The following is a 23,604-nucleotide window of genomic DNA, read 5'->3' as shown; positions in this document are numbered from 1 at the left end:
AATAATGATGAACTCGTAACAACCCGAAAGGCTTCAAATGCCACTGGACAGAATCAACAAGTTACAACATGAGACACGTCCGTCTCGCATGTTGTTGCGAGACCGACAATAATGGATCTTGACCATAAATCACAGCCTAAAGTTGTGGCGATCATTCCGGCCCGTTATCATTCCAACCGGTTCGAGGGAAAGCCGCTGGCCCTGATTGCCGGCAAACCGATGATCCGGCATGTCTATGAACGGGCCAAATCGATTTCCCTGCTCTCCCGGGTGGTGGTTGCCACGGATGACGACCGGATCGTCGATTGTGTGCTTTCCTTTGGCGGCGAGGTGGTATCGACCAGCCCGGAGCATGCCTCGGGCACCGACCGGCTGGCCGAGGCGGCCACGCTGCTTGATATCCCGGAGCAGGACGTGGTGGTCAATATCCAGGGCGATCAGCCCCTGTTTCCGGCCGAGGTGGTGGAACAGGTCGCGGCCCCGCTTCTGGCCGACCCGGCCCTGCCCATGTCCACCCTGATTTACAAGATCATCCGGCCCGAGGAGATTGACGACCCCAACCATGTGAAGACTGTTTTTGACCGGAACGGCCGGGCCCTTTATTTTTCCCGTTCGCCGATCCCGTTCCAGCGTGACCCCGGGTCCGAGAATCTGCCGACCTATTATAAGCATCTCGGTTTTTACGCCTATCGCAAGGGATTTCTGCTCACCTTTGTCGGGCTGCCCCAGGGGGAATGGGAACGGTTCGAAAAACTGGAACAGCTCCGGGCCCTGGAATACGGCTATGCCATCAAGGTGGTGCTCACCGAGCATGATTCCATTGAAATCGATACCCCTTGGGACATAGTACGGCTGGAAGAGATATTGGCGTCTGCAAAAAGGTGATTGCCGCCGGGTCAGTCGGAATCCGGTTCGGTATATGTCGTCTACCATAGAAAGAGAGGAGTTTGATGAGAAAGAAGATTACGATAATCGGCGCCGGCAATGTGGGGGCCACGGCCGCCCACTGGGCAATGGCGCGCAACCTGGCCGACGTGGTTCTCCTGGATGTGATGGAAGGGATTCCCCAGGGCAAGGCCCTTGATCTCTGGCAGTCCGGCCCGGTGGCTGGTTTTTCATGTTCTGTAAAGGGGTCCAACGATTACAAGGATAGCGTTGACTCCGACGTGGTGATTATCACCGCCGGCCTGGCCCGGAAGCCGGGGATGTCGCGTGACGATCTGCTGGCCAGGAATGTGGCCATTGTCAAGTCCTGCGCCCGGGAGGCGGTCAACCATTCGCCCGGCTGCGTGCTGATCGTGGTCACCAACCCCATTGACGCCATGGTCTACACCGCTTTCAAGGTTTCCGGCCTGCCGCGCAACCGGGTGATCGGCATGGCCGGGGTCCTTGACTCGGCCCGGTACCGGACCTTCCTGGCCGAGGCGATCGGGGTGTCGCCCCGGGATGTTAACGCCATGGTCATGGGTATCCACGGCGACAACATGCTGCCCCTGGTCCGGCTGGCCAACGTGGCCGGGGTGCCGGTCATTGATTTGCTCAGCCCGGAGCGGATCGCTGAGATCGTTGCCCGGACCCAGCAGGGCGGCATTGAGATCGTCAATCACCTCAAGACCGGCAGCGCCTTTTATACCCCGGGCCTGGCCGCCATTGAGATGGCCGAGGCGATCCTGGTTGACAGTAAACGGGTACTGCCGTGCGCCGTTTACCTGGAAGGTGAGTTCGGCATCTCCGGCTGTTTCCTGGGCGTGCCGGTGGTGCTGGGCGGCAACGGGGTTGAGCGGATCGTCGAGTTTTCCTTAACCAACGAGGAAAAGGCAGCCATGGCAGTGTCCGTGGGAGCGGTGCAAAAACAGATGGTTGCCGCCAGCCTGCATCTGTAGTCAGAAAAGTCAGAGCCCTAACTGAAGAAAACCAATGGCATCCATGAGGCCGACCGCTGCTGCAATCGGTGCGCAGTTGAAGAAACTGCGTGCCAAGCGGCTTACTCCGCTTGATCTTCTGCCCAGGCACGATCCGGCTGAAAAGCTGATCGAGCTGGGGCTGCAGGGACCGCCTCCGGGACTGGACCAGGGGGTGGCCGCCGACCTGCGCGAACTGGCCGAGATGCTCGGCCGGGTCGCCACCGACCGGGTCCGGGTAATGGTCCTGGGCGGCGGCACCGGGCTGTCCAATATCCTTGGCGGAGACAGCAGAAGTCCGGGTTGGGAGCAAAACCCGTTTATCGGCCTGAAAGAGGTCTTTCCTAAAACCTCGGCCGTGGTCTGTGTCACTGATGACGGCGGCTCCACCGGCGAGCTGCTCAAGGATCTGCCGCTGATCGGTCTTGGCGATCTTCGTCATGTCCTGTTGTCGGCGATCCGCCGGCAGGGACTGCGGAAACGGTATCAGCTCAACCAGGAGGACGGGCTGCGGACCATGGCCACCCTGCACGGCCTGTTCAATCTGCGCTTTGCCGAACCGCCCCTTTCGGCCGCAACCCTGCTGAAAGAGAAAGGGATATCCCTTGACTCCCTGCCCGGGCCGCTCCGGAATTTTTTTATCAGGCTGCTGGATACGCTTTTTGCCGACCGTTGCCTTACCCCGCTCCTGGCCAGGCCGCATTGCCTGGGCAATCTGCTCCTGGCCGCGGCGATCCGGCTGCAGTCCGGACCAGGGGGGGCACAACCGGACCGGGATGCTATAAAGGTGGTTCCCCACCACGCGGTGCTCAAGGGTCTTAATCAGTTTGCCCGGATGCTGGGAATCGGCGTTAACAATGTGCTGCCCTGCACCACCAGCCAGGCCCGGCTCCAGGTCCTGTACAGCAACGGAGTCCTGGTGACCGGTGAGTACAAGTCCGGCCATGCCCGCCGCGGTTTTCCGGTGGACCGGGTATTTGTCGAGTTTACCGGGGAGCCCCGGGTTCCGGCAGAGGTCATGGCCGGACTGGATAAGGCGGATATCATTGTCCTGGCCCCGGGCAGTCTCTATACCAGCACTATTCCGATCCTCCAGGTCCCGGGGGTGGCCGCGGCCATCCGTTCAAACCGGCGGGCCCTGAAGATCCTGGTGGCCAACCTCTGGGTCCAGAAGGGGGAGACCGACCTGGTGCGGGAAGATCCAGGCCGGCGTTTTCATGTCTCTGACCTGATCAAGGCCTATCATCGGAATGTACCGGGCGGGGTGGGGGAACTGTTTCATCAGGTGTTGACCCTGGGATTCCGGGATATCCCCGGCTCGATTCTGCAGAATTACGCCATGGAGGGCAAGGTGCCGATCTATCTGGATCGGGACCAGGTCCGGGGGTTGGGGTTCGTACCGGTTGAGGCCGGGATCTTCTCCCAGGCGGCCTTGGATGAAAGACGGATAATTCATCATGATCCCGATGGGTTGGCCAAGGCTATCCAAACCCTCTGGGCCGTGCGCCGCCATCTGCCGGAAGAGAAACAGGACATCCCCGGCACCGGACTCCCGCCCAGCCGGAAACCGGACTCGTTCCTGGTTGCCGCTGAACGGATGTCATCCAGTGAGCGTTTCAGGGCGCTGGAGCGAAGATTGGGCCGGCTCACCATGACCGCGGATCAACCCCTGGCCGTAACCGGGCTGCGCAACCGTTTGTTGGAGATCCTCTGGAAGCATTGGGATCTCAGGATCGATCATCTGGATACGGTCAGGGGAATACACCTGGTGGATACCGCTGCCTGGTCCCGCTGCCAGCAATGGGACAATGTTTTTTCCTTTTACGATCCTGTTGACGGCCTGATCAAGATCCGCCACGACGTCCTGTCCCGGCCCGGACGGTTCGAGGTCGCCTTGCTGGTTGCCCTGGGACAATCCCTGCTCGGCGATTACGCTGCTGAAAAACAGATGGAAAACCTTGAGCGGGCAGGGCAGGTCATGGGCAAGATATTTCATCTCACAATCCGGCCGGCAGGCGAATACCGTTCTTTTCTCAATGCCCGGGAACTGGATACATATCTGACCCTGGCGCGGATGGTCCGTTCCCCTGGCAATGAATATCATTATACCCGGCTGATCAACGGCAGCGAAGGATTCACCCCGCCCGGCCTGTTGTTCGGGATGACCTTTGCCTGGTACCTGGACAACCGCTTTGCCGCCTATCTCGAATATAAGATGGCGATAATGCGCAACGAGATTTCCAACCTTATCCCGGAGCAGGTAAAGGTGTATGCCCGGCGCCAGGCCCTGGTCGATTTCTTCCGGCGGACGGTCTTCCGCCACTGGTAAACGCTTACCTTTTAACCGCCCCCCTTTTTTTTATTCCCCCCCCATTCTCGCCTGATACTCTGATAACAAAGTTTATATGAAAGTCGTCACCAGGCGCCGGCCTTGCCGTGCCGGAGTGAGGTCTTTCATCGCCGGTCTTTGGTCATCCCGCTTGTTTTAGACAACATTCTTTACAGGCTACAACCATTGTAAACATTCAGTAACCCCCCTCCTGTCGGGAAAGGGGTCTTCTTCTACCAACGGCCGCTCCATTGAAAAGGGCCGGCTGTTCATAAACAGGCTATCAAGCAGCAACTCGCTTCGCCGCAACGGCGATTCGGAAGCCATAAGCATATCCTGCCGAAGTTGTTTCAAATTCCGCTTTTGCCGTCACGGCCGCGGCTCAGGGTCTGCTACACCGTTCGCTATAAGAAAACCCCTTTCCCGGTCCAACCTCAAACGTACGGGGTTTACCGAAACCTTACCAACCATTACCAGGCCTGTGCCGTCATAACCTGTTGTAATAGTTGGTTTTATGGAAAGATATGAGCTGTTTTGACTGGTTGGCAATGCCATGTAACCGTCCAACAGTATAAATCCCTGCTGCCGGCTTGCCTTTACCGGGTCAGGCAGCGAACAAAAAAAGGTGAACGGTTACAAAAAAACAGCATTGCCAGCGGCCCTCACTTTTGCTGAATTTTTTTCAGGGGCAGGGATAATCATGGCCATGCCGGTTGTGGCGCGATGTTCGGGCAGAGGGCCTGGCAGGAGCAGATTTGTATCTGTCTAAGTGTCCAGGTCGGTTGCACATACTGTATAAATAGGGCGAGGGAGACAGTTAGCGCTGTCGAGTTGTCTGGTTGATCTCTTTGTTTTTTCATTGTTGTTTACCTGATTGGGTTTACGCCGCAGCGATCTTGTCGCCTGGCCCGGCAAGGACGGGAAGGGGCCTTTTTTAGACAGTATGAAAAAAATAGACAGTCGGGTGATTTTTTTCTTGACAACCCGCCAACAGGTTGTTTAACTGTCCAAAACAACACAGGCCCGGCAGGTGATCGTTTAGACAGTAAGCAGATTGAAACAGCGCCGGGTTAGACAGTAAGCTTTGCGAGGGAATGGATGTCGGGTCAGGGCGAGGACATAATGATCTCAAGTAAGGAAATTTTTGAGAAAACAGGCATATCAAGGGCCACTCTCAATAATTACATCAAGCTCGGGATCCTGCCGCGTCCCATTGTCAAGCGGGCGGGCGCCGGGCAGCAGGGCGCCAAGAAAATTGGTTTCTTTCCCAGGGGGGTCCTGGACCGGATTGACCGGGTTAAACAGTTAAAGCGTTCCGGTTTTACAATGGACAGTATTGCCAGGCAACTGTCCGGAACGATTTCCCGGGAGGCGACTCCCGGCAAGGCCCCATATGAATTACCAGAACGGAGATCCCTGGAGACGCTGGAACAGCGAACCCAGGTCGTTGCCGACACCTCTGCCGGCAAACCGGAGTTAAACCTGTCCATCCGGGACCTGGACACCCCTGCCTACCTGATAAACCATAATTTCGAAATTGAATGGATCAACAGCCAGGCCGAGGATATGGTCCTGCACAGTAAGGTCGGTTCGATCAGTGAAAGTGAACAGCGGAACATCTTCAAACTCTTTTTCAACTGGGAATTCCAGGATCAGGTCAGAAACTGGCGGGAATGCATTGCCGCCCATTTCAGCTTTCTCAAGTCAAGGATATCCAGGGAACTGCTCACCGATCTTTTCAAGGGAATAGCCGCCCGCGAGATCAAGGTGCTGAGCGATCTCTACGACCGGGTAGACGGCACCACCGCGGCCATGGCCACGGCCTCTCCGGTCACGCTTGAGATGAAGGACGGCTCTACCCGGTCCTTTCAGATACATACCATGTCCTTTCGGGAAGGAGTTTTCGTGGTCTATGTTGCAGCGGACGATCTCAACGATTCCGTGCTGCGGCTTCTGACCCAGCGGAGCAGGGTGATCCGTGAACTGCTGGCCCAACGGATGCCCTCCCTGGTCTCGCTCTGCGTGCTGGTGGCCGACCTGCAGGACTCGGTGCGGATCAGTGCCGAACTGCCGCCTGAGGAGTATTTCGAGCTTATCAACGGGTTGTGGCAGACGGTGCGTGGCTCTTTTGAAAAATATGGCGGTATCCATGGCCGGCACGTGGGGGACGGGATGCTCTATTATTTTGTCAAAAAACCGGGCACCAACTACCTCATGAATGCAATTGACTGCGCCCTGGAATTGCGCCGGAGCATGCAAGAGTTCAGTAGCCGCTGGAAAGTACGTAAAAACTGGGACAACGAACTTATCCTTAATATCGCCATCAACGAGGGGCAGGTTTTTTTCGGGGCCATTCATTCGGCCGCCAATGTCGAGTTCACCGCCCTGGGAGATTCGATAAACTCCACCGGCAGGTTGGCTGATTTTGCCCGGAACGGATCGATCTGGACCACCAAGAACGTCATTGGCAAGCTGGAATCCGAGGAAAGGGCCGGGTTGCGCTACGGCGTTCGCCGGCAACAGAAAGACGGTACGGTTTTTATTCCCAATTCATTTTCCCGGGTCATTGATCTTGTCGATGGAAAGGATCCCGGAATCAGTCATGTTATGGATATTGCAAACTTGCCGATAACGGAAGTAGTGGAGAAAAAATCATGAGCAGGGGCAACAGAGTATCGGAGGAAGTCATGGAACCGAAGAATCAGATGGAAACGATCAGGTCTTTGCAGGAGAAGCTGGAGCGGCAGCGGCAGCGGGAGGTTAAGCTCAAGCAGAGCGAGGCCGGGTTGCGGGCGATGCTGGAATATGTCGAGGACCAGGTTACCCTGCTTGACGACCAGCTGAATATTCTCTGGGCCAGCAGCAGTTCAAAGAGAAGATTCGGCGGCGACATGGTCGGCCGCAAGTGCTACAAGGTCTACCACGACAGCTCTGAGCAATGTCCCATAGAGGATTGCATGGTACAGCAGACCCTGGAGGACGGGTGCAGACATGAACTTGATGTCCGTGTGTCCACAAAAGAGCGAGATACTGTCTATTTACACTGTACATCTCATCCGGCGCTTAAGGATGACAATGGCCGGATTACCGCAGTGGTGAAAATTGCCCAGGATATTACCAAGCAACGACAGACCGGCGAGGAACTCAAGGACAGCATGGAGAAGCTGCGTAAACTCCTGGGCGGCACGGTCCAGGCCATGGCCATGACCGTGGAGGCCCGGGATGCCTATACCGCCGGACACCAGAAGCGGACCACCAATATCGCCCGGTGCATTGCCCAGGAGATGGGATTGAGCGAGGAACAGATAGACGGGATCCGGATGGCGGGCGTGGTTCACGACCTGGGCAAGATTTCGATCCCGGCGGAGATATTGAGCAAACCCGGCAAGATAAACGAGGTCGAGTTTTCCCTGATCAAGAACCACCCCCTGGCAGGGTTTGAGATCCTGAAAGAGATCGAGTTTCAACGCCCGGTCGCCCAGATTGTGCTCCAGCACCACGAGCGGATGGACGGCTCTGGTTATCCTTACGGGCTGAAGGGCGAGGACATACTCCTTGAGGCCCGGATAATCGCGGTGGCTGATGTCATCGAGGCCATGGCCTCGCACCGGCCCTACCGGGCCGCCATCGGGCTGAAGGAAGCCATGATCGAGATAACCAATAACCAGGGGACCTATTATGATTTCGAGGTGGTTGCCGCCACCAAGCGTGTCTTTGAAAGCGGCAACATGCCGTTACAGTAAACTCCTTCCGAACAAAGACAGAGGGCGCGAACCGAATGGTTCGCGCTTTTTTTTTCGATTTGCCGGCAAGCACCATAAACAAAGATTCCTTGCAGCTTGCGGCGAGGAGCTTTACTATTTTGGCAGGTGTCAAGTTGACATTGATGGGTTGTTGGGGAAAATTACTTCCGGGTAAAGGATTTCCTTATATTATAGTAAAGATCGAGTGTCACTGTCCTTCGAGCGGATTCGTCCGCCGTGAGGTTTAAGGAGACCAATGATGCGGGTTTTGCAGCAAGGAATCCTCTTGACCGTCTTGTTCCTCAGTCTGGTAGTGACTGCGGACCACGCTCTGGGCGCTGGGTCTGGATCTGAGCCTGATCCCCTGTTGGCTGCAACGATCCTGAAGGAACCCCTTGAGTTCTGCGGAGAACAGGTGCCCCTGGACAATATTGACATCCGGGAACGACTGGAGAAGCAGTTACTCCTCCTTGCCTGGGACCGGCCCCAGGTTTTGTTGTGGTTGAAGCGCAGCCACCGTTATTTCCCGGTAATTGAAAAGATCCTCCGGCAGAACGGAATGCCCGATGATCTCAAGTATGTGGCGATTGTTGAAAGCGGACTTCGACCCCATGCCGGATCGAGCAAGGGGGCGGTGGGTTTCTGGCAGTTTATCGCTGCCACCGGCCGTCGATACGGGTTGACGATTTCCGGGAAAATCGATGAACGGCGCAATATTTATACCTCCACCCGGGCCGCGGTCCGTTATCTGCGCAAACTTCACCAGCAGTTTCAATCCTGGAGCCTGGCGGTTGCCGCCTATAACATGGGCGAGGATCGTCTGCGGGCGGCCATGAGGCAACAGGGTGTTACTGATTACTATCAATGTGATCTGTCACGGGAAACAGAGGCCCATCTGCCCAAGCTTATTGCGGTGAAAATGATCTTTTCCGACCCGGCCCGGTTCGGGTTCACCCTCCGCCCCGAGGACCGGTATCAGCCCCGCGAGGTCGACCGGGTAATCATCTCCAATTCCAGGGAGATACCGATCCGGCTCATTGCCGAGGCGGCTGGCTCGTATTATAAGGAAATCAAGGACCTGAATCCGGAACTGCGCGGAGACTACCTGGCCGCCGGCCGCCGGATGCTGGCCATTCCCAAGGGCCGCGCCCAGCGGTTCCACACCAGCTATCGCGCTCTGCTCGCCCAGTGGCTGCGGGAAAACAAAAGGATTGTCTATGTTGTCAAAAAGGGCGACAGCCTGAGTGTCATTGCCCAGCGGTTCAAGGTGTCGCTGCCCAGGCTCCTGGCCTGGAACGATATCAGCAAGGCCAGGTTTCTCTATCCCGGTGAAAGGCTGTTTATCTATCAGTAATAATGCGGAAGAGGCTGATTGGTGGAATTTGAAAAACAGTGGAACCTTGAAATGGCGCTGGCGGTTCTGGGGAGTGAGACCGTTGACAGCCGGACCTGGTCCGAGGCGGTAAAATGGTTGATTCTCCACGGTCCGCCGGAGATGCGCGATATCCTGACCCAGGCCTCGGCCATGGCCACCAGCGAGTATTTTCCCGAGTTAAAACCTGTCCGCTACACCCCTGACGGCCAGCCCTGTTACGATATCCAGGCCATGGCCGCTTCGCTGGGGGTCACTGTTGACGAGGTCCGGGATCAGATCAGAAAAATGGAAGAGGAGCAGGGAGTCCGCCATTTCATTGATCCGGGCGAGACCCATGAAGTGCAATAGATGGCCGCGGGCTATGAGGATATCGTGATAAAGGGCGAGAGCGCCGGCAGGGGCTCGAACTGCTGGCCATGGCTCCGCTGGGAATATCCACGGTCAACGAGGTCATCCTGGTGAAAAGGCGGCCGCCTGTTTGAACTGCTGGTCGAACAGCGGCTCGGGATCAAGGAGGTCCCGGCCAGCCTGTTTACCATTGATGAAGATTTTTTTGGAATGTCCGCCAAGGGGTCCAGGCCGGGATAGTGCCGGACAAGGGGATGGCCTTAAGGGGGAGAGGGCTGCCCCCTGTGCAGGAACAGATACCGGGCTGACGGCCTTCCGGAAGCGAGGGAAAGGGCAGGGGATGATGATCGAATCCTATTCATTCGGCCGGATGCGGGTCGCGGGCAGGGAGTATAACTCGGACCTTATCGTCTTTCCGAGCGGTCGAATCCGGGCCCCCTGGTGGCGCCGGTCCGGACATCAACTGCTGCTCGACGATATAGAGGATATCGTTGCCGAGGCGGTGGCAATCCTGGTTGTCGGCACCGGGGCCAGCGGTCTGCTGCGTCCGGTTGCCGGGCTTGCCGAACAGCTCGCTCAAAAGGGCATCGAGATGCTGGCCCAGCCCACCGCCCGGGCCGTGGATTCCTTCAACCGCCTGTGGGAGCAACAAAAAAGGGTAGGGGGGTGTTTCCACCTGACCTGTTAAGGGGGGCTCGGCAAGACTTGCTCGCAGCAACGGACCGGTGAAGCCCAAGGTTGTTCAGGCCTGGGACAAAGGGGGCAAAGAAAAAGGGCTTCAGGATAACAGCTGAAGCCCTTTTTGTATTTAATGGGGTGAGCGATGGGACTTGAACCCACGACCGCCGAGGCCACAACCCGGTGCTACCACCAGCTGAGCTACGCTCACCATGTAAAACGTGGGACCTTGTATAATAGATGGGAAGATGTTTGGCAAGGGCAAAGTCGCTGCCCGGGCGGTTATTTGAGGTCCCGGTTGCAGTGCATGCAGACCTTGGCCCGGGCCTTGATGATCTCGGCGCAGTGGGGACATTCCTTGCGATAGTTGTTGTGCAACAGCTGACTGATCGTCATGTTGATCTTCTGTTCGATTTTGTTGTTGCGGAACTCATGGTTGCGGATGGGATCGATACAGGCGAGATCGTCCAGTTCGAGGAGCAGATCGCAGGCGCGATTTCTGCCTTCCAGGTCCGCGGCCTCGTCCAGAATCAGATGGAGAGCGGGCTGCATGTTTTTTTCCCGGACGCAGGTGTCAAGCTTTGCCAGGGCCTCTTTTTCATCGCAATAGCGTTTGTTCTGTAGTCTCAGGGCGGCGCGGTCAACCTCACAGCCCTTGTAGGCATCGGGGCTGCCCACCATCATCGGGGTGCCGCTTTTTTCTCCGGGCAGCTGCATATAGCGGTATGAACCCACATGGGCGTACTGTTCCGAGATATGTTTCCAGCCGTTTACATACAGGGAGCAGTCATCGTTTAAACAGATATAGAGGAATTCGGAGCCCCAGCCCAGGCCGTCGCCCACGTGAAACGGCGGTGCATTACAACAGGTAAGCTGCTTTTTGCAGTGCGGGCAGTGGTATGTTTCATCCAGGTGGGCCTGGGAGATATTAAGCATATTAAAAAAACCTCCAAACAGTTTTAGATCAGTGGGGCATGTGCTTATCGTTCAATTCGGGTAGAGTAGAACGGGACGTGTAACTCCGCGGTATTATTGTAAACCTGTAAGCGATCAGGGTAAAAGGTAATTCTTCGCCAGGCTCCTGTCCTGAAAAGGTACGCTAATCATCAATCATTGAAAGTCAATGCAGGGACCGTGCTACCTTTTGGTCAGCACCTCGTCCACTGCCAGGGCCTGGCGCATCTGTTGGGCCAGGAAATCCTGGGTCAGATACTGGTTGTTCCGGTCGATCAGCTCACAGAGTTCATCAATCTTTCCCTGGTCGGCCAGATCCACTATCAGCAGCAGATTTTCGGCAAAGCTGCGGACGATCTTCTGCCCGTCTCCGCCGGCAGCCATTATTTCGGCGTAGGTTCGAGGGTTCTGGGTATGGACCCGGGCCATGGCCAGAATCCCGTACAGCGAGGTCAGGGTGGAATGGGTGCCGATATCGCTGGTTGCAATCCGGTTCAAGGCCAGGGTCATGGCCAGGGCCACCGAGATGGTGGTCGGCAGTTTCTGACCCACCCCCATGAGCAGATCGTGCTGGTTGGGGGTGTCCTGATTGATCACCGCCCCATGTTTGTAGAGGAACGCCTCGAATTCGCTGCAAAGGACCCCGCTCCGGCTGGTCCGGACCACGGCGGCGTTCCGGTCCTTGATCGAGGTGACCTGGGGGCCCCAGAGATTGTGGACCAGCATCACCTCCACCTCGGGACTGGTGTGGGCCAGGGCGGCGTTCAGGGAATTCTCCGCCTCACCGGCCAGAATGATCAGGGCCTGACCGGCGCTGAGCAGCGGACCGTACTGCCTGACAGTGCCGGGAGTGGCGCTGATCGGCACGCAGATCACCACCACATCCACCTCCGGGATCATCTCCACCGGAGTCGGCTCGGTGTGTCGTCCGGCAAGCAGGGTCCGGTATCCCTCATGTCCCAGTTTATCGGCAAACCATCTGCTCATGGCGCCGGTGCCGATGAAACCAAAGGCGCGGATCTGTTTTTTGCGCATGTCCACCCGGGGAAAACTGCCCAACACCTTGACCGACCCCGGTTCCTGGATAATGGCCTCCTCGATCTCGCGGACCGCCTGTTTAAGGGCCTTGTCCTTGATGTGGCCTTCGGTCTCCAGGTATATCTGCAGTTTCTGCGACTTGATATCGTTTTCCGATCGCAGGTCGATCAGGTTGATTCCCCGTTTGGTGAACTCGCCCAGCATGTCGAACAACAGGCCGACCCGGTCCTTGAGCGGTTCGGTGAGCATCGCCGTGGCATCATATCCGCTGACCGGGGCCGGCTCCCGGCCGATCACCGCGAAACGGGTCTGGTTATAAGGCGCCACCTCCCGTTCCAGCAGGACGAGATCAGCGGCGAGCAGTATCTCTTCCGGGCCGATGATGCCGTGGTCACGCTGGCCGTCCTCCTTTATCGACCGGATCGCCGGGCCAAGGTCATCCACCAGGACCAGGGTGGCCTCGGGAAAACGCTGGACAATGAAATCCTCTGCCTGGCGGAGATCCGAACGACGGCCGATGATGGTGGTCAGCCCGGTCTGGCCGTCAAGTCCGGCCAGGGACAGGTTGATCGCCAGCATTACGTTGTCGATCCAGTGGCCCCGGCGCAGGGATTCCATCCCCTGGAGATATTTTTTTATCTCCCCTTCCCGGGTGTTATAGACCGGCAGGACGGCCAGATCGACCTGGTTGTTGTTAAAGGCGTCAAGGACCGCGGGCAGGTTGGGCAGGGCAACGACCCCGGCGTCCGGGGCATACTGCCTTGCCGCCTGCCAGGAGTTGGAATTCGCCGGGCCCAGTGTGGCTATGGTGGTCATGACCGTGTCCTCTGGTGTAAACGCTTAAAGCATTTGCCCGGAAAGGTCTGGGCAACAAGCGTGCTTTGAAAACAGACAGGTTCCTGAACCCGTGAGCGTTTGCCTGTGGTTCGGATGCGCAAAGGGAACGATTTCGATTATCCCGGAGTGATATCGACCAGCTGCCCGCGCTTGTTTTCTCCGCGATCCTTGATCTTGAACAAGGTTCTCAGTTCCGGACGGACGCTAATTTAAGGGATTGGCGGGCCAGACCAGGGAATTATGCATCCAGCCGCTGATCTCGTCCTTGTAGTTTACCTTGATCCAGGTCCCTTTCTGGGAAACCGGCGTAAACACCACCTGTTTCTTGGCCGTGGCGATTATCTCGAAATTGGTGCCCGGCCCGCTCCGCATGTTCGCGGTGTCGACCTTGACGATCACGGTCTTCCGGTTGGTCAGCAGCGAGGCGTAGATCCAGCCCTTGTCGCCCTCAAAGTCCATCACCTGGACCCAGTCGTTTTTCCTGGCCATCACTTTTAGGGGAAAACCCTGGAACACCTCCCACAGCACGGGGTTCTTGGTGCCGGGTCCGGAGCGGATGTTGACCCCGTCCTTTTTTATACTGACATACTCGGCCGCCTGGACGGTCATCCCGGAGAAGAGAAGAAAAAACGAGATGAGCATTGCTGACAAGATAACGCCTTGCTTCCGGATTCCACGTGTCTTCATGGTGTTTTCCCTGGATAATCTGAGGTTGTCGGGGTTGGAGGCCGCCGCCCTGGTTATCCGCGGTAATTTTTCCGCGTTCACCGATCGTTGCCGGCCGGGGTCCTGCCTGCGGCAGGTCATGGGAGCAGCTATCAGGGCCCTGGGCCGGGGAACGGGATTGACCGGACCAGGGTATTTTATATTTTCGGTTTATGGTGTATTATCCCTGTGTCAACGGAGGCTAAAATAGCATTATCCAGGCGGCAAGTCAAACCCGGAAATGGTATTTGGGCCAAGCCGGCCGGGGATTTGTTTTTCCGCTTCAACCTCGATCCCGGCCCGCGGGAACAATAAGGGTAACCGTTCACCGGGGGTACGGATTTACGGTAAACTCATGCCCGTAAGCGTTCACCAGTGGCTTAGATTCGTTCATTCGGGACTGCGAAGCATACTGGTGCTATTCGAGCAGGCCAGAATGGGCGAAGATGAGGTGCTGGTGAACGCTTACCAATAAGGCATAACCGCCGGACAGGTCAAGTACGGCATCCGGCCACAACGAAACAATCAAAGGCGTCACTCCGGCATGGCAAGGCCGGCGTTTGACGGCGATTTTCATATAAACCAGCTCAACGGGAAGAGATGGATATGTCAGACGGTAAAACCACTGCATCGACCGGCCAACCGGTATACAGCGATGATCCGATGATCAACGGCCTCCTGGCCGGGGTGGTGGCCAGGATCAACTCGTTTTGCACCCGGCCGGGCGGCCCGGATTATCCCCGGGCCGGGGACCAGGGGCTCGACGCGCTCCTGGCCGGGGTGGTCGCGGATATCAAGTCGTTCACCGAGGGCCAGGTCGTCCATATCCATGAACTGGTCAAGATCGGCCAGGCCCTGTCCGCGGAAAAGAATCTCGACCGTCTCCTGGAGATGATCGTCAGCGAGGCCCGCCGTTTCACCAATGCCGACGGCGGCACCCTGTATATCAAAAGGGAACTGGAAGAGGCCCTGGATTTTTCAATTGTCCAGAACGACTCCCTTAATGTGCGGATGGGCGGCACCGGCGAACGGATCACCTGGCCCTCGGTGCCGCTGGTGACCAGGAACGGCAACAGGAACGAACGTAATGTCTCGGCCTACTGCGCCATCTACGGCAAGGCGATCAACATCAAGGACGTCTATGATGCCGAGGGCTTTGATTTTCAGGGAACCAAGGATTTTGACAAGACCACCGGCTACCGGTCCAAGTCGATGCTGGTCATCCCCATGCGCGACCATGAGGACGCGGTGATCGGCGTTCTGCAGTTGCTCAACGCCCGGGATCGTCACTCCGGCCAGGTGGTCTCCTTTGCCGCCCGTGACGAGGAAAGCATCACCAGCCTGGCCTCCTCCGCCGCCATTGCCATCACCAATGTCCGTCTGATCAAGGGCCTGGAAGACCTGTTGCAGGCCTTTGTCAAGTCCATTGCCTCGGCCATTGACGAAAAATCACCGTACACCGCCGGCCATATTCTCCGGGTGGCCGGCCTGACCGAGAGTATTGCCGCGGCGATCAACCAGGCTGATTCCGGAACCTATAAGGATCTCAGCTTCAGCGATGACGAGATGGCGGAGATAAAATTGGCCGCCTGGATGCATGATGTCGGCAAGATCAGCACCCCGGAGTATGTGGTGGATAAGTCGGCCAAACTTGAAACAATCTTTGACCGTATCGAACTTATCCGGCACAAGTTTGAAATCCTTGAACGGGATGTTGAGATCAGTCTCCTGCGCAGTCGCCTGGGGGAAGAGGCCGCTGCCCGGCCGCCGGATGATTTGGCCGCCCGGACGGCAGCCCTGGCCGAGGATTTTCGATTTCTGAGAACAGTGAACATCGGCGCTGAGTTCCTCGGTGACGAGAGTGTCGAGAGGCTCGCCGAGTTGGGGAAACGCTCCTACCGGCTGGCCGGGAAAAAGGTGCCGCTGCTCACTGGTGACGAGTTGGAAAACCTGCTGGTCCGGCACGGCACCCTGACTGAAAAGGAACGGAACATCATCAACAATCACGTCACCATCACGATCAAGATGCTGGAGAGTCTGCCCTTTCCCAGGAAATTGCGCCATGTGCCGCTCTATGCCGGCATGCACCACGAGAAACTTGACGGCAGCGGCTACCCCCGGGGCCTGGAACAGGACGATATCGACATCAGGGGCAGGATTATAGCGGTTGCGGATATCTTTGAGGCGCTTACCGCGGCCGACCGGCCCTACAAGCAGGGCAAGCGGCTCTCCGAATCCATGCGGATCCTGGGCTTTATGGTCAAGGACAAACATCTTGATGAGAATCTCTGCGATTTAGTGGTGGAGACCGGCCTGATCAGGGATTATGCCCTCAGGTATCTGGATGAGGATCAACTGGACGACTTTGAGTGGAAGGGGACGCATTATTCCGTGCGCGGGAACGGCTGAGGGATATCGCCCGGACCGAGACAAAATGGACCAGAAATTCCCGATTTCCCTTGGGGCCGAGAAGGGGCGAAGGGATCACCCCCCGGCTGTTGAGCCCCAGCCCCTGGCCAAAGGCGAGTATCTCCCGGATAATCTCCTGGTGCAGTTCCGGGTCCCGCACCACGCCGCCCCGGCCGACCTTGCCCCGGCCCGCCTCGAACTGGGGCTTGATCAGCGCCAGGATTGAGACCTGGTCGCGAAACAGCGGAAGCAGGGGCGGGAGCAGCAGTTTCAGGGAAATGAAGGCGGCATCGATCACTGCCAGGTCAATGGGCTCGGGGATATCCCCGGGGGCCAGGTTGCGGGCATTGGTCCGCTCCATGACCACCACCCTGGGGTCCTGCCGCAGTTGCCAGGCCAACTGCCCATAGCCCACGTCAACCGCATACACCTTTTCCGCCCCGTGCTGGAGCAGACAGTCGGTGAATCCGCCGGTGGAAGCGCCGATATCAACGCAGACAAACCCGGCCGGCCTGATGTCAAAAGCAGCGAGTCCTTTTTCCAGTTTCAACCCGCCCCGGCTCACATAGGGCAACCGTTGCCTGATCTTGATCGCGCTGTCCTCGCTCACCTGCCGGCCGGCCTTGTCCGAGGTCCGGCCGTTGACACTCACCTGGCCGGCCCCGATCATGGCCTGGGCCTTCTGCCGGGTGGGGGCCAGTTTTTTTATAACCAGCAATTGATCGAGACGGATTTTCATGGGGTGAATCTTTGATGAACTCGTAACAACCCGAAAGGCTTCAAATGCCACCCAATAAAATCAACAAGTTACAAGACGAATCACGTCCGTCGAGCGGGTTGTTGCGAGACCGACAATCTTTGCTTTTGTTTTTCAGTTAAACCTGCTAATTTGCCGGATCGACGCCAGCATCTCTCAACCGATAAGGAAACCGGCTCACCCATGTCGCGGCAGGTGTTCAAGACCATATTCTCCTGGAAAATGGTGGCCATGTTCACCCTCGGCTTTTCCTCCGGATTCCCGTTTTATGTGATCCGGGAGGTGCTCAAGGCCTGGCTGACCGATGCCAACATTGATCTGGGCACCATCGGCCTGTTCTCGGCGGTGGCCATCCCCTATACCTGGAAATTCGTCTGGGCGCCGGTGATGGACGGCACGACCCCGCCTTTTCTCGGCCGGCGGCGCGGCTGGATGCTGCTTACCCAGTGCGGCCTGGTGCTGCTTATCCTCGGCATGGGCCGGCTCGATCCCACCCGGTCCCTGACCGCCATGGCGGTGGTCGCTTTCTCCATTGCGGTGTTCAGCGCCTCCCAGGATATCGTGCTGGACGCCTTCCGGCGTGAGTACCTGACCGACGAGGAACTGGGGGTGGGCACCGGCATCTGGATGAACGCCTGGCGCTTCGGCATGTTCGCCTCAACCGGCACTGCTTTTTTCCTGGCCGACAGTATCGGCTATGGGGCGGTCCATGTGATTCTCAGCCTGATGATGGGGGTGGGGATCCTGACCACCCTGCTGGTGCCTGAACCGGATACCGGCATTGCCGCACCGCCCACCCTGCGCCAGGCAGTGGTGGAACCGTTTGCCGAATTTTTCAAGAGAAGCGGGGTCTGGTGGGTCCTGTCGTTTATCCTGCTGTACAAGATCGGCGACAACATGGCCGGGGCCATGAATATCCCCTTTATCCTGAAGATGGGTTTCTCCAAGCAGGAATATTTCGTGATCGTCAAGGGGGTCGGCATGCTGGCCCTGTTCGGCGGCGCCTTTTTCGGAGGGGTGTTGATGATCAGGCTGGGGATCGCCAACTCGCTCTGGCTTTTCGGACTGCTCCAGGCCGTTTCAACCGCCGGTTTTGCCCTGCTGGTCATCTTTGGCAAGAACCAGGCCCTGCTGACCGCTGTTGTTGCCTTTGAATTCCTGGCCACCGGCCTGGGACAGGCAGCCTATGCCAGTTACATGGCGATCCAGACCGACAAGCGTTTCACCGCCACCCAGTATGCCCTGCTGACCAGCCTGATGGCCGTCCCGGGCACCATTGCCGCCTCGATCACCGGATATCTGGCCCAGGGCCTGGGATGGATCGGCTTTTACCTGGCCTGCACCCTTATCGCCATCCCGGGCATGCTGCTGCTGCTGAAGATAGCGCCCCTGGGAACAAGCAACGAAGAACTGGACGTCTCTTCCTGAAGGCGCCCGGCCACTGACCTTAAAACGAGTTATACCCCTGTGCCCGTAGCCCTCTGAGGCCGACCTTATTTCAGTTTCCGCAGCCGTTTTCTGGCAACCCCGGCCTGGTCGCTCTTGGGATACTCGGCCACCAGCTTCCGCAGCACGATCCTGGCTGTTTCGCGGTCGCCCAGTTTCTCAAAGGCCAGCCCCTGTTTCAACAGGGCGGCCGGGGCCTTGGCATGGTAGGGGAAGTCACTGATCACCTTCTGGTACTCCAGGATGGCCAGTTCGTATTCCTGCTGGTTAAACAGGCTGTCCCCCATCCAGAACCGGGCGTTGACCTTCAGTTTACCGTTCGGATTTTTATCCAGATAGGCGGCAAACCCGTCATGGGCGGCCTGGTATTTTTTTTGCCGGAACAGGTCCAGGGCCTTGTCATACAGGCCCTGGCCAGGGTCCTGGATACTCTTTACCGGTGGTTTTTCACCAATGCCGGGGCTCACCTTTTTCTTGTGCTTGTCCGGAATGAGTTCTGGAACGCCTTTTTTCGTTTTCGTAACCCGGGCCAGTTCCCTGGCCTTCCTGGCCTCTTCCACGGCCCGGGCCGCTTCCATGGCCCGCTCCACCGCTTCTCTGGCCCTGGCCTTTTTTATTGACTCTATTTCGCCCTGGTTCCGGCTGATCATGGTCTCGATCCGGGTCAGGCGATCATCCTGCCCGGCAAGCCGGCTATCCTGCCGGGCGAGCAGCTTGTCCAGCCGGCTGAGTTTCTTGTCCAGCCGGGCCAGCCGCTGGTCCCTGCTCCTGCCCTGGCGGGCCGCCTGGTCGCGCAGGCCGGCCAGCATCTCCTTGTTTTCCTCGTGGAGCCGCCGGTTGTTGTAGGCATTTTCCTCCATCTGGCCTTTCAGGCCGAGCAGATCGGTATGAAGGGAGTCGAGCCGGTTGTCAACCTTGGCCTGCCGGGCCTGAACCTCCCTGAGAATTCCCTCCCGGATCTGTTTCACCTCCTGGTCCACGTAGCGTACCCGGAGGTTGGTGTTCTGCACGTCCTGGGTGGTGGCAATGCATTGCTGGAGAAAGGGGGTCAGGATCAGGAGCAGCAGACCGTTACGTAACCGTTTGTTCATGGTGTCCTCGTTATGCATCAAGAGAGTAATTGGTGGTCAAGGATCCGGTCGTTGGGATTGATTTCCCGCCTGGGATCCATCGCCGGGCTGCCCGGTCGAGCGGATACCATCCCAATGATTCCAGGAAACCGGCACGATTGCAAGCAGCTCTTCAGCCGTGGCGATATTAACGGGGTGACCATTGGGGGTAGGACTGCTGCCCCTTTAGCTTGAACAGGGGCCGCAGCCCGGCCCCGTTTTTGAAGATCGCGCAGATCTCGTCCTTGCCGTTACGGCGGCGGGTAAAGGCGATCTGCCGTCCGTCCGGTGACCAGGAGGGTGATTCATGCCCCCCCCAGTACCGGGTCAACCGGGTCGCGGGCCCGCCTTCCGGCCTGATGATAAAAATATGGTAGTTGCCCTCGTAATAGCCGGAAAAGGCGATGTAGTCCCCCTTGGGCGACCAGTTGGGCTCGGCATTCTCCTCGCCCTGATAGGTGAGACGGGTGACCTGGAAGGTGACCATGTCCATGATGTAGATCTGGGGCCGGCCGCTGCGGTCGGAAACAAAGGCGATCCTGCGGCCGTCCGGGGACCAGGTCGGCGAGACGTTGATCCCGGCGTTAACGGTCAACCGGCGCAGGATATGGCCCCTGGTATCCATCAGGTACAGGTCCGGGTTGCCGTCCTTGCTCAGGGTGATCACCATGGTCCGGCCGTCCGGTGACCAGGCCGGGGCCAGGTTGAGCCCCCTGCGTCTTGAGATCGCCCGGGTGGTGCTGCCCTGGGTGAGGTCGGTGACATAAAGATCAGGGTTGCCGTGATGGTAGGAGGTATAGGCCAGGTAACGGCCGCTGGGCGAGAACCTGGGCGAGATGGCCAGGGTGCCGTGGCGGGTGATCTGGCGGACCTTGAGCCCGAGGACATCGGCAACATAGATCTCTTTTTTGCCGCTGGCATCGGAAACAAAGGCGATCCGGGAACGGCTGATGCCCGGTTCTCCGGTCAACTCCTTGATCACCTCGTCGCAGAACTTGAGCAGCATCTCGTCCTGGCGGTTCATCTCTCCGGTATACCGCTTGCCAAAGACCATGGTGCCCTCAATGATATTGAGCAGCCGCAGCTCCAGGACAAGCCTGGTCCCCTCCATCCGGTACTGGCCGAGCAGCACGTAATCAACGCCCAGGTCCTGCCAGCGGGCATCCTGGCGGTCGTTGTAGGACGATGCCGGGATGGCCTTCAAAAAGCCGTGGAACTCGAGCCCCTTGACCAGCAGGGCCGCCATTTCCCGGCCGGTCTCGGTGGCCCGGTCCGGGTGGCTCTTGTTCACCAGGGAGGGGATTGCCATCGGCATCTTACGGAAATCAGGCGAGGTGATGTCCAGGATGATCCGCCCGGCCCGGGCCGGGGCCACCAGGCTGAGGAGCAGGCAGGTGATGACCCAGACGGCAGGGAGTAGAAGGAAAGTTTTTGTTTTCATGGTCACGGGTGTCTGAAGCTTGAAAAGTCCTTGTCAATAATGGAGAGGATGTCCGCTTCTTGTCACAGGAGTTCCTCCATTCTGAAGCGCAGTTCGAGATCTTGCTGGTTTTCCTCAAGTTCCGGAGGGAGGGGGGGCAGGGGCGCTGCCTCGCGCACCGCCTTGAGCACGGATTGGTTGAACTGGACGTTTTTTGATTTCTGGTCAAAAAAGGTCTTGGTGACCACCCCGTCCCGGCGAACCGTGATTACCAGAATCGCCTTCAGGGATTTATCCCAGTCCTGCAGATCCGGCAGGCTCCAATGGGCCTTTATTTTACCTTCCACGGTTGTCTTGTACTGTGTTATGGCGTCACTGGTGACGACGCCCCCGGAGTTGGCCGGAGTTGTATCGGTCCCTGTGGTCGCCCTTGTTTCGGTGTGTTTTGAACCGGTATCGACCGTGGGCGCGACAGGAGCGGTGACGGTTGCCTCAACGGCCGCCTCGCCGGCATAAGCGGCCCGGATTTTATCCACTGCCTCCTGTTCCAGACGGTCCAGTTTCCTCTGGGCCTCTTTTTCGTTGATCCTGGTCTGCAGTTTCTGAAGGGCCCTGGACAGTTTCCCTTGTTCCACTGCCCGGTTCACGGCTGGCGCGGTTTTTTTGCGGATCTTGGTTTTCTGTCTGCGCGGGGCCAGGGAGATTGCCTTGGCCGGGGCCGGGGCAGTGGAGACCGGGGTTGCCGCCGGCGGTGACGCCGGGGCTTTAACCGGGATTTTTTCAGGCGCGGCCGGCGGTTCGATAACCTTGGGCCCGGCCGGAGCGGGTCTGGCCGGGGCCGGGGCCGGTGGAGTAAGTTCGGTTACGGTGAACAGGTCAACCGTATACACCTCGGGCAGGACAGGGTGGCGTTCAAGGACAGAGGGAAGAACCATTGCCGCGGCCAGTATCAGAAAATGCAGGCCGATTGCCAGGGGCAGGGATGTCTTCCATTGGTCGATCATTATTTTTCTTGCACAAGCCGTTATAGCTCTACTCTTATACCCGGGCTGGGGTCAGGGCATGGGGTATGTTTTGTCCCTTGGTTGAGTGATCATCCCCAGCTTGTCGAATCCGGCATCCTTGATATCCGCCATCACCGATACCACAATTCCGTAAGGCACCTCTTTGTCGGCCTTGAGAAATATCGGTTTGTCCCGGTCCTTGCCGGCCAGGGAGACGAGCTGCTGTTTCAGCAGGGCCTGGCTGCACTTGATTTTATTAATGAAGATTTCACCCTTTTTGTTCACCGTGACGATTACCAGCTCATCCTTCTGGCGGAGTGGTCTGGCCGTGGTCTCCGGCAGGTCCACGTCCACCCCCTGGGTCATCATCGGCGCGGTGACCATGAAGATGATCAACAAAACCAGCATCACGTCCACCAGCGGGGTGACGTTGATCTCCGACACCAGACCTCTACGGTTTTTCCGACCTATCATTCCCATCACCTTCCCCTGGTTACGGATCAGTTGGAGCCGCGGTTTCCCGGCCCGCCACCCGGGCCAGGAGGTCCCGTTCCACCAGGTTGAGAAAATCAGTGGCAAAACTCTGCATGTCGCCCTCAAAATCTTCCACCCGGTTTGAAAAATGATTGTAGAAGATCACCGCCGGGATGGCCACGGCCAGTCCGGCCGCCGTGGCCACCAGGGCCTCGGAGATACCCGGGGCGACCACGGCCAGGGAGGCGGAGCCGCGCATGCCGATCTCATGGAAGGAACTCATGATTCCCCATACCGTGCCGAACAGGCCGATGAAAGGGGTGGCGCTGCCGGTGGTGGCCAGGAAGGACAGCGATTTGCCCAGCCGCTGCAGTTCCCGGCTTTCGGCCTTGCGCAGGGCCCGTTTCAGGTTGTCCATGGTGGCCAGTTGCATCTCCAGGGTCTCTTCCCCGGTACGGATCGAGGCCCGGCTCTTGCCCAGCTTCTGCAACTCGGCATAGCCGTGGCTGAACAGGGCGGCCTCGGGGCTGACCGGGTTCTCCCGGGCCGAGACCTGGGCATCGGCCAGGTTCTTGCTGTTCCAGAAGCTGTCGAGAAACTCAACGGATTCATCCTGGATGTTCCTGAACTGCCGGTACTTCATGAAGATGATGGTCCAGGAGAGCAGGGAAAAGATGAGCAGGAGAAGCATGACAAACTTCACCATTGGCCCGGCACTGAAGATCATTGCCAATATATTGAAATTATACACTGATTATTCCACCTTGTTTTTCAGGAACATTGGTTGGCCAAGAGGGAGCGTGGATGGACAGGGATTACTTTTATATGGTTTTCAGCGGCATGTCAACATTGCTCGCCCGCGTCCGTTCCGCCGGACTTACAGGGAGTAACGGCAGCCCTGGATCTGGTTGTTGGTAAACATTGTCGGTCTCGCAACAACCCGCTCGACGGGTAAGCGTTCACCAGCACCTCATCTTCGCCCATTCTGGCCTGCTCGAATAGCACCAGTATGCTTCGCAGTCCCGAATGAACGAATCTAAGCCACTGGTAAACGCTTACGGGCATGAGTTTACCGTA

At 57.9% G+C, this 23,604-nt stretch carries 20 protein-coding genes, 1 tRNA gene and 1 pseudogene; 10 read left to right on the top strand and 12 right to left on the bottom strand.

Going from position 1 to position 23,604, the window contains the following annotated elements:
- The first annotated feature begins 111 nt into the window (after nucleotides 1-111).
- From kdsB to L3J03_03305, 3 genes are all read left to right on the top strand, one after another.
- Complete coding sequence (gene kdsB, locus L3J03_03315) at nucleotides 112-885, top strand: 3-deoxy-manno-octulosonate cytidylyltransferase (protein ID MCF6290015.1); 774 nt, start codon at nucleotides 112-114, stop codon at nucleotides 883-885.
- 65 nt (nucleotides 886-950) lie between these two features.
- Nucleotides 951-1,883 (top strand): malate dehydrogenase, encoded by a 933-nt coding sequence (gene mdh, locus L3J03_03310; protein MCF6290014.1) that lies wholly within the window; start codon nucleotides 951-953, stop codon nucleotides 1,881-1,883.
- 34 nt (nucleotides 1,884-1,917) lie between these two features.
- Nucleotides 1,918-4,230 carry a YvcK family protein gene (locus L3J03_03305; protein MCF6290013.1) on the top strand — a complete coding sequence of 771 codons (2,313 nt, stop codon included), beginning with the start codon at nucleotides 1,918-1,920 and terminating at the stop codon, nucleotides 4,228-4,230.
- 177 nt (nucleotides 4,231-4,407) lie between these two features.
- On the opposite strand, the gene L3J03_03300 is transcribed toward L3J03_03305, so the two are convergent.
- Nucleotides 4,408-4,557: a hypothetical protein gene (locus L3J03_03300; GenBank protein MCF6290012.1), complete on the bottom strand. Its 150-nt coding sequence runs from the start codon at nucleotides 4,555-4,557 to the stop codon at nucleotides 4,408-4,410.
- Between the two features lie 795 nt (nucleotides 4,558-5,352).
- Between L3J03_03300 and L3J03_03295 the strand changes: the two genes are divergently transcribed.
- The 5 genes from L3J03_03295 (at nucleotide 5,353) to L3J03_03275 (ending at nucleotide 10,384) form a co-directional block, all read left to right on the top strand.
- Nucleotides 5,353-6,888 carry a hypothetical protein gene (locus L3J03_03295; protein ID MCF6290011.1) on the top strand — a complete coding sequence of 512 codons (1,536 nt, stop codon included), beginning with the start codon at nucleotides 5,353-5,355 and terminating at the stop codon, nucleotides 6,886-6,888.
- Nucleotides 6,889-6,917: 29 nt separating this feature from the next.
- The gene (locus tag L3J03_03290) at nucleotides 6,918-7,973 is read left to right on the top strand and encodes an HD domain-containing protein (GenBank protein MCF6290010.1); all 1,056 of its coding nucleotides are present in this window, start codon (nucleotides 6,918-6,920) and stop codon (nucleotides 7,971-7,973) included.
- 367 nt (nucleotides 7,974-8,340) lie between these two features.
- On the top strand, nucleotides 8,341-9,327 hold the full coding sequence (locus L3J03_03285; protein ID MCF6290009.1) for a transglycosylase SLT domain-containing protein: 987 nt from the start codon (nucleotides 8,341-8,343) through the stop codon (nucleotides 9,325-9,327).
- Nucleotides 9,328-9,348: 21 nt separating this feature from the next.
- Nucleotides 9,349-9,696, top strand: a complete 348-nt coding sequence (locus L3J03_03280) for a hypothetical protein (GenBank protein ID MCF6290008.1) — start codon at nucleotides 9,349-9,351, stop codon at nucleotides 9,694-9,696.
- A 340-nt stretch (nucleotides 9,697-10,036) separates the two neighbouring features.
- Complete coding sequence (locus L3J03_03275; GenBank protein ID MCF6290007.1) at nucleotides 10,037-10,384, top strand: MTH938/NDUFAF3 family protein; 348 nt, start codon at nucleotides 10,037-10,039, stop codon at nucleotides 10,382-10,384.
- Between the two features lie 124 nt (nucleotides 10,385-10,508).
- Here L3J03_03275 and L3J03_03270 read toward each other — a convergent pair.
- The 4 genes from L3J03_03270 to L3J03_03255 all read right to left on the bottom strand — a co-directional run bounded on the left by L3J03_03270 (nucleotide 10,509) and on the right by L3J03_03255 (nucleotide 13,890).
- A tRNA-His gene (locus tag L3J03_03270) sits at nucleotides 10,509-10,585 on the bottom strand.
- Nucleotides 10,586-10,656: 71 nt separating this feature from the next.
- Complete coding sequence (locus L3J03_03265; protein MCF6290006.1) at nucleotides 10,657-11,310, bottom strand: zinc ribbon domain-containing protein; 654 nt, start codon at nucleotides 11,308-11,310, stop codon at nucleotides 10,657-10,659.
- Nucleotides 11,311-11,511: 201 nt separating this feature from the next.
- The gene (locus L3J03_03260) at nucleotides 11,512-13,182 is read right to left on the bottom strand and encodes a prephenate dehydrogenase/arogenate dehydrogenase family protein (GenBank protein ID MCF6290005.1); all 1,671 of its coding nucleotides are present in this window, start codon (nucleotides 13,180-13,182) and stop codon (nucleotides 11,512-11,514) included.
- A gap of 225 nt (nucleotides 13,183-13,407) precedes the next feature.
- A complete protein-coding gene (locus tag L3J03_03255; protein MCF6290004.1) occupies nucleotides 13,408-13,890 on the bottom strand; it encodes an SH3 domain-containing protein in 483 nt (160 codons plus the stop codon).
- 909 nt (nucleotides 13,891-14,799) lie between these two features.
- Between L3J03_03255 and L3J03_03250 the strand changes: the two are divergent.
- Nucleotides 14,800-16,011, top strand: a pseudogene (locus L3J03_03250) (GAF domain-containing protein).
- 229 nt (nucleotides 16,012-16,240) lie between these two features.
- Here the strand turns inward: L3J03_03250 and L3J03_03245 are convergent.
- Nucleotides 16,241-17,056: a TlyA family RNA methyltransferase gene (locus L3J03_03245; GenBank protein ID MCF6290003.1), complete on the bottom strand. Its 816-nt coding sequence runs from the start codon at nucleotides 17,054-17,056 to the stop codon at nucleotides 16,241-16,243.
- 201 nt (nucleotides 17,057-17,257) lie between these two features.
- On the opposite strand from L3J03_03245, the gene L3J03_03240 reads away from it, so the two are divergent.
- Nucleotides 17,258-18,502 carry an AmpG family muropeptide MFS transporter gene (locus L3J03_03240; protein MCF6290002.1) on the top strand — a complete coding sequence of 415 codons (1,245 nt, stop codon included), beginning with the start codon at nucleotides 17,258-17,260 and terminating at the stop codon, nucleotides 18,500-18,502.
- Nucleotides 18,503-18,567: 65 nt separating this feature from the next.
- On the opposite strand, the gene ybgF is transcribed toward L3J03_03240, so the two are convergent.
- The 6 genes from ybgF to L3J03_03210 form a co-directional block, all read right to left on the bottom strand.
- Nucleotides 18,568-19,611, bottom strand: a complete 1,044-nt coding sequence (ybgF, locus tag L3J03_03235; GenBank protein ID MCF6290001.1) for a tol-pal system protein YbgF — start codon at nucleotides 19,609-19,611, stop codon at nucleotides 18,568-18,570.
- 166 nt (nucleotides 19,612-19,777) lie between these two features.
- The gene (gene tolB, locus L3J03_03230) at nucleotides 19,778-21,070 is read right to left on the bottom strand and encodes a Tol-Pal system beta propeller repeat protein TolB (protein ID MCF6290000.1); all 1,293 of its coding nucleotides are present in this window, start codon (nucleotides 21,068-21,070) and stop codon (nucleotides 19,778-19,780) included.
- 62 nt (nucleotides 21,071-21,132) lie between these two features.
- Nucleotides 21,133-22,053 (bottom strand): TonB C-terminal domain-containing protein, encoded by a 921-nt coding sequence (locus tag L3J03_03225; GenBank protein ID MCF6289999.1) that lies wholly within the window; start codon nucleotides 22,051-22,053, stop codon nucleotides 21,133-21,135.
- Between the two features lie 51 nt (nucleotides 22,054-22,104).
- Nucleotides 22,105-22,533: a protein TolR gene (gene tolR / locus L3J03_03220; GenBank protein MCF6289998.1), complete on the bottom strand. Its 429-nt coding sequence runs from the start codon at nucleotides 22,531-22,533 to the stop codon at nucleotides 22,105-22,107.
- A 13-nt stretch (nucleotides 22,534-22,546) separates the two neighbouring features.
- On the bottom strand, nucleotides 22,547-23,254 hold the full coding sequence (gene tolQ, locus L3J03_03215; protein MCF6289997.1) for a protein TolQ: 708 nt from the start codon (nucleotides 23,252-23,254) through the stop codon (nucleotides 22,547-22,549).
- A gap of 116 nt (nucleotides 23,255-23,370) precedes the next feature.
- Nucleotides 23,371-23,604: hypothetical protein (locus L3J03_03210; GenBank protein MCF6289996.1), on the bottom strand; the 234-nt coding region annotated here is incomplete at its 5' end.

This window comes from Desulfobacterales bacterium (genome assembly GCA_021647905.1).
Classification (GTDB): domain Bacteria; phylum Desulfobacterota; class Desulfobulbia; order Desulfobulbales; family BM004; genus JAKITW01.
This window is presented reverse-complemented; position numbering and strand designations above follow the sequence as displayed.